The sequence below is a fragment of the Betaproteobacteria bacterium genome, assembly GCA_016791345.1.
Taxonomy (GTDB): Bacteria; Pseudomonadota; Gammaproteobacteria; order Burkholderiales; family JAEUMW01; genus JAEUMW01.
This window is the reverse complement of the sequence record JAEUMW010000285.1, coordinates 1-6,617: the sequence shown is the minus strand read 5'-3', so window position 1 is coordinate 6,617 and position 6,617 is coordinate 1. Positions and strand designations below refer to the sequence as shown.

The 6,617-nt window shown below is 65.4% G+C and carries 7 protein-coding genes; 1 reads left to right on the top strand and 6 read right to left on the bottom strand.

What is annotated here, in order from left to right:
* Positions 1–666, top strand: a 666-nt coding sequence (locus JNK68_11425) for a nucleoside:proton symporter (GenBank protein ID MBL8540965.1), incomplete at its 5' end; no start/stop codon positions are given.
* A 37-nt stretch (positions 667–703) separates the two neighbouring features.
* Here the strand turns inward: JNK68_11425 and JNK68_11420 are convergent.
* The 6 genes from JNK68_11420 to JNK68_11395 all read right to left on the bottom strand — a co-directional run.
* Positions 704–2,431 (bottom strand): AAA family ATPase, encoded by a 1,728-nt coding sequence (locus tag JNK68_11420; protein ID MBL8540964.1) that lies wholly within the window; start codon positions 2,429–2,431, stop codon positions 704–706.
* Positions 2,431–3,666, bottom strand: a complete 1,236-nt coding sequence (locus JNK68_11415; GenBank protein ID MBL8540963.1) for an ATP-binding protein — start codon at positions 3,664–3,666, stop codon at positions 2,431–2,433. The genes JNK68_11420 and JNK68_11415 overlap by 1 nt, the downstream gene beginning before the upstream one ends.
* A gap of 97 nt (positions 3,667–3,763) precedes the next feature.
* Positions 3,764–4,009, bottom strand: coding sequence for a c-type cytochrome (locus JNK68_11410; GenBank protein ID MBL8540962.1), 246 nt, complete (start codon positions 4,007–4,009; stop codon positions 3,764–3,766).
* 140 nt (positions 4,010–4,149) lie between these two features.
* Positions 4,150–5,478, bottom strand: a complete 1,329-nt coding sequence (locus JNK68_11405) for a TolC family protein (GenBank protein ID MBL8540961.1) — start codon at positions 5,476–5,478, stop codon at positions 4,150–4,152.
* Complete coding sequence (locus JNK68_11400; GenBank protein ID MBL8540960.1) at positions 5,475–5,786, bottom strand: DUF3240 family protein; 312 nt, start codon at positions 5,784–5,786, stop codon at positions 5,475–5,477. Before JNK68_11400 ends, JNK68_11405 begins: the two co-directional genes overlap by 4 nt.
* The coding region (locus JNK68_11395; GenBank protein MBL8540959.1) for an efflux RND transporter permease subunit at positions 5,773–6,617 on the bottom strand (845 nt) is incomplete at its 5' end. The genes JNK68_11395 and JNK68_11400, both read right to left, overlap by 14 nt.

Below are 6,617 nucleotides of genomic sequence, written 5' to 3'. Positions count from 1 at the left end.
GCGAGCATCCTCGGCAACGTGATTCCGGACGCGCTCGCGCAGCTCCTCGTCGCATCGCTCGTCAGTGTGCCGGCGGCGCTTGCCATCGCTGCGCTCATGGTGCCACCGAGCGGTGCGCCCACCGGGGGCACGCTGTCCGCGCCGATTCACGCCAACGGTGCGATGGATGCGATCACGCAGGGCACGCTGAAGGGTCTCGAACTGCTGCTCGCGATCGTCGCCATGCTGGTCGTGCTGGTTGCGCTCGTGAGTCTCGTGAACCTGCTGCTCGGGCTGTTTCCGGAAGTGCGGGGAACACCGCTCACGGTGCAGCGCATGTTCGGCTGGGTGCTCGCGCCGGTGGCGTGGCTCATGGGCATTCCCTGGCGCGAGGCGAGCACCGCGGGAGCGCTCCTCGGGACCAAGACGGCGCTGAACGAGCTCATTGCATATACCGATCTCGCGCGTCTCGGAGATGCCGATCTGTCGCCGCGCAGTCGCCTGATCATGACCTACGCGCTCTGCGGCTTCGCCAACTTCGGCAGCCTCGGCATCATGATCGGCGGCATGGGCGCGATGGCGCCCGGGCGTCGCAGCGAGATCGTCTCGCTCGGAATGAAGTCGATCATCGCCGGTACGCTCGCCACCTGTCTGACGGGGGCTATGGTCGGGGTAATCGAGAGATAGAACTGAGCGAGGAGAAGGTAGGGTAGCCCGACCTTGGTCAACTGCTTCCGTCGATAGCCTCCTCAGCCGGTTTCGCCTGGGCCGCCACCTTTGCGATTCGATCGAGCTTGTCGCGTATTTCTGGATCGAGTTCCCCTTCTGGCACGTATGGGGCGAGCGTGTGGTAGTCGGTTTTGCGCATAAGGTTCAACAAACCCAGCTTCTCGTAGAATTTGGCAAACAGTGGATCAAGGAATTCATCACTTGCCTTCAGATCTCCCTGCCACGGGTCACTCTTGCCGAGCGCCGCGAGGGCCGCAGTGATCTCAGTGATCGCTTCATCCATTGTCTTGCGCCAGTGATCTGCAAACAACTCGCCCTGTTCGGAACGACCGCGCGCTGCGGCATATGCCAGCAGCGTCGTACGCTGACAAATGTAGTTCTCGATCTCGCGCCGCTTCCATACCAGTTGATCGAGATTCGGATCCGCCGGTGGCCCGGCAGCGAGTCGGTCGTAGAGCGCAACTCCCCCGAGGTCTGGTTTGGCCTCGCGCAAGCCATAGAAGTGCTCCTGTGCCTTGCGTGGTTGGTTTGCCACGTAATGCACATATGGGCTGTCGAGCGCCGCTTGCGCTGGGTGATTCAGACAGCGTGCCAGCTCTCGCAAGATCGCGAGATCTGTGGCGCCTTCGAGATATAGAACCCAGCCTTTTTCCTCCGCTTGGAGGTAGTGCTCGAAGCCGATCTCTTTCAGCGCCTTGAGTACATGGCTTCCGCGATCGTCGATGCGGTGCGGCTTGCCGACGAAGGCGACAACCGTGTCGCGGTCGGCCGCCTCGTTCAGGATCACCTCGGAGTGACTGGCCGCCAGAATCTGGCTGTGCGTCTCAACCGCGGTCTCCGTCAGGACTTGGTAGATCTGCCGTTGGCGAAGGATTTCGAGGTGCGCGTCGGGCTCGTCAAGGAGGAGAACGGAGCCGGGATTTGCCGCCATGTGAGCAAGGAGGAGTAGTGTCTGCTGCTGGCCGCGCCCGCTTGCGGAAAGATCGAGTTCGGTGGAGCCGACGGAGTACGACATTACGATCTCTCCGCGCTCCTTGACGTAGCGGGGTTCGTTGAGCGTTACTCCGAAGAGCTTCTTCATCTTGGCGCCGATCTCTCTCCATTGTGGTTCGTCGCGTTGGTAGGCGCGCCAGCACAGGTTACGCAGGACTTCTGCGGTCCGACCCTCACCGATGCGAACGTCGAGGGCGCCCTCGTCGAGGCGAGTCTCGTTCGCCGCGAGTCCTGACATTGGTGGCAAGTAGGCAAGTTTGACCTTGCCCGCCACACCGGGAACAACGCGTCGATGTCCATCAGCCCCGAGTGGGGACCGGCAATAGAAGGATTCCTCGTTGGCGTAGTCGAACTCGATTGACGCTGTCCATGCCTTGCCGTCATCGATGCCGTGCACCTCGATTTCGATCAGAACGTTTCGGGTCTTTGTCCTATTTACCTCCCGGTAACCTTCCCGAACATGCAAATCGCGCCACAGCAAATTCGCCGCAGGAACCGGAACCGCGATGAGGTCACGTCGGTTGATTGTTACACCTGCGCGTTCCTTGGGCACGTTACCGTCACCGCGCTTCTCCAGCCAGCGACGTACGCCGATGCTCCAAAGGGCGAGTGCCTGTAGCGCCGAAGTCTTGCCCGAGTTGTTCGGGCCCACAAGGACCACACGATCGCCGAGTTCGATCTCGACGGCGTCAAAGAGCTTGAAGTTGCGCGCGACTAATTTGGTCAGCATCAAAGCACCCTCCACCACGGGGCGGCCAGTACGTCCGGCGCCAGCCATTCGAGCGTATTGCCGGTGTGCAGCAGCAGACCGGCGCGGGCCTTCTTCCCGTATTCGGCCCGGAAGGTGCGCAGGTGTGCGGCATTAGCGAGCCGCGGACGAGCGCTGGCCTTCACCTCGATCGGCAGCAATCGGCCAGCGGTCTCGATCACGAAGTCGACTTCTTCGCCGATTGCGGTACGCCAATACCCGAGTTCCGCACGTTCGACACGCGCATCGCGCCACGCCAGCAGATCGTGCAGCACCAGATTTTCGAGGTGTGAACCGGCCGGCTCGTCGATTTCCGCCAAGTGCAGCGCCAAGCCGGTGTCGCCCCAGTAGATCTTCGGCGCCTTGATCAGCCGCTTGGTGCGATTCACTGCATACGCCGGCAGGCGCACCAGAAGGTAAGAGGTTTCCAGCAGATTGAGCCAGCGGTGCACCGTGGGTTGCGGCAATGCGGTGTCGCGACCGAGTTCGGTCTGATTGACGAGTTGGCCGGCGCGCAGGCATGCGGCACGCATCAAGCGGCGGAAATCGGGCAGAGCACTAATCGCCGCGAGGTCCTGCAGGTCGCGTTCGAGATACGTTCGCACGTAACCGTCGAACCAAATGGCCCGCTCAGTGGGCGTCACGAGCTCGAGCGATGGGGTCGGATAACCGCCCCGGCGGGCCAGAAGGCGCCAGTCTTCCGCGGACTCGGGGGCGGCGGCGAGAAGGTCGCGCCAATCCTCGTCGCGCGCGGCGAGCAACTCGTCCCAGAGTCCGCAACGGCCCATGCCTCTTTGCTCGCGCCGCGTCATCGGCCAGAGAGCCAGATAACTAGCACGCCCGGCCAGGGATTCGGAAACTTGGCGCATCAGCAGCAGGTTGGCGGAGCCGGTGAGCAGAAAGCGGCCCGGCGCGCGCTGTCGGTCGATCGCGCGCTTGACCGCCAGCAGCAGCCCGGGCTCCCGTTGCACCTCGTCGAATGTGACCGGCTCGACGCCGCCGACGAGGGCCTCCGGGTCGCGACGCGCAGCGTCCAGCACGTCGAAGTCGTCGAGCGAGCGGTATTGTCGCCGTCCCGGCACGAGCCGCTCCGCCAACGTGCTCTTGCCCGTTTGCCGGGCGCCGGTAACCACAACGGCAGGCATGATCTGGAGCCGCTGGGCGAGGGCGTTGCCGACGAGCCGGGGAAGGGTCTCCACGTCGTGGATGATAGTCATTCACGATGAGAATAGGCAAGCAGGGCTACCGGAATCGGCTGGCGTAAATCTCCCGCCAGCGCCACGCGTGCGTCGACCTCCTCGTCGAGTGGGCGCCTTATTGCCGCCGCTCCAGCCGCCCCGCCGGGATCTCTCCTGCAGCCACGCCCTTGAAGTAAGCGTAGATCGCATCGATCTCGCCGGCGACGCGAGGCGCGCCGGCATAGCCCGGCATGCCTTTGCCGGGACTGCCTTCCAGCACCACGCGTACGAAGTTTTCCTTCGGCTGGCTGCGCACGTAAGCGAGGATGGAAGGGCCGACGCTGCCTTCCCAATCGGCCCCGTGGCAACGCGCGCAATCCATCTGTCGCAGCGTCTGCCAGGCCGCAAAGATAGGTGCGTCGACGCGATTGCACTCCTCCATTGGGCAGCTTGTCGGCTCGCCCGCGACGGCGGACCGGAGAGCACCGGCGAGAAAAAGGGGAGCGAGGCAGGGTCGCGAATTCATGATGGGTGGCGTTCAGAATACGCTCGCCCGTCGTCCTCGTGGGGGCCCTCCTGGCCCTTGTCGGCGTCCTCGTCGAGGTCGATCGGCCACAGCAGGTGTGCATCGAGCAGCAGGCGATAGCGCGCCTCCTGCGCCTGCAGCCGCGCGTTGCGTAAGGCGAGACCTGCCTCCAGCGCCAATCGTCGTGCGACCAGCACGTCGTTCAGACTGCTCTCCCCAAGCTGATATGCCCGGCCCGTAAGGTCCGCGTTGCGGGTCATGGCGTCAGCCGCCTCCCGTGCCTTGCCGGCCGCATCGAAGGCGCCGACGGCGCCGTGGTATGTGGCGGACATCTCGGCGCCGACCATGCGCAACGCCGCCGACTCCTGCTGGGTCGCCAGGCTGACCTGCGCCACGGCCGCCTGACTCGATGCCGCGCGCGCCTCGCCGGGGATGGGCATGCTCACGAACATGCCGGCAATCTTCTCGGCGCCGCCGAACTCGTTCATGTAGCGCACCCCCAACGTCGGGTCAGGCGTCTGGTCCGCCCGCGCTCGTGACACGAGCAGTTCGCGTCGCTTCACCTCCTCGCGGGCGCGGGCGATCTCGTGGTTGTACTCGACGATGCGGTCGCGCCAGTAGTCGAAGGGTTGCGTCACCGGCTGCGGCTCGACGAAGACGACGGTCTGCGGCGCGCGCAGCCCCGGGAAGGTCTGTTCCAGCTCGGTCCGCGCGATCGACTCCCGGGTACGCGCCTGCAGGGCGCTCGCTTCCGCCTGGCTCGCTGCGGCCGCCGCGAGGTTCAGTTCCAGCCGCGGTGCATCACCGGCGCGCAGGCGCTTGGACGTGATTGCCACCTGCTGCTGTAGCACGGCGACCTGCTCCAGCCACTGTTGCACCGCCGCGTGCTCACGCAGCCACGCAAACCACAGCTGCAGCAGTCGACGCGAGGTGTCGTGCATGGCCGCCCCGCGCGTGAGTCGTGCCACCTCCACCCCCTCGGAGCCGATCTCCTCGTCGAGCGTTGCCTTGCCCGGCAGGCGCACCGGCCGTTCCACCGCGACGCCGTATTCCGCGTAGTTGGTGGAACCGGGGTCGAGCAGGACGTGCCGGTTCTGCACCTCGGCTCGCACGTGGAACTCGTACGTTCCCGCCTTGAGGCGACGCCGGTTCGCCTCCTCGAACTGGACATCGGCCTCCGCGGCGAGCACGGCGGGATGCTGTGTCAGCGCTGCGAGCACCTGGGATTCGGGCGGCAGATCGGGGAAGTCCGCCGCCGCGCGCGCACCGACCACTGGCACCCAACAGGCGGCCATCAGGACGATGGACGCGGTTGCCGCCCTCATTCGAACCTCCCGAATTCCAGCACCGGGGTGAGCCAGTAAGCCACCTCGGGATTGGCGACCCGCGCGCGCAGGTACGCGATCAGCGCCGTCGCGTCCTCGCGGTTCACGACGGTCTGAATGCGGACCCGCTGTGACGCGCCGCGCACGAGCTCACCGGCACTGTGCGCGACGCCCGCCTCGCCGTGGCCGGAGACGTCGCCCGCGTTGAAGCCGGAGATCCATTCGGGGTGCTCCAGCAGGTGGCCGATGATGGTTTCCTCCAGCATTTTCGGCAGCATCAAGGTCAGGCAGCAGTCACGCGTCTTCATGAAGGACCTCAAGGTTGTCGGCTGCGACCGGGTCGGTTGGACGCTCGATCCCGTAGCGCAGATAAAGGATGGGAAGGATCACGAGGGTGAGCAGCGTCGACGTGAAGAGGCCCCCGATGACGACCACAGCGAGCGGCCGCTGGATCTCCGAGCCGGGTCCCGTGGCGAAGAGCAGCGGCACGAGGCCGACCGCTGCGATGCTCGCCGTCATGAGCACCGGGCGCAGTCTGCGCTTCGCACCCTCGACCACGACGCTCGCGAGCGGCATGCCAAGCGCGTGCAGTTGGTTGAAGTAGCTCATCAGCACGACACCGTTCAGCACGGCGATGCCGAGGAGGGCGATGAAGCCGACCGACGCGGGCACGCTCATGTACTGCCCGGACGCCCATAGCGCAATGACGCCGCCGACGAGCGCGAACGGAATGTTCGCGAACACGAGCGCGGACTGGCGTACCGAGCGGAAGGTCGCGAATAGCAACAGAAAGATGAGGCCGAGCGCGACCGGCACCACCAGCGCGAGGCGGGCGGCGGCGCGCTGCTGGTTCTCGAACTGCCCGCCCCAGGTCAGCGTGTAACCTTCAGGCAGTGTCACTCTGGCTGCGACCGCTGCCTTCGCTTCGTCGACGAAGCCGACGAGGTCGCGACCCGCGACATTGGCCTGGACCACGGCGTAGCGGGCCGCGTTCTCGCGGTCAACCTTGACCGGCCCGTCCACTCGCGCGAGTCGCGCAACAGTGGAAAGCGGAATCCACTCACCGGGTGCGAGCGGGATGCCTAGCCCCTGGAAGACCGACGGGGCATTGCGCAGCCCTTCTGGTCCGCGCAGCAGCA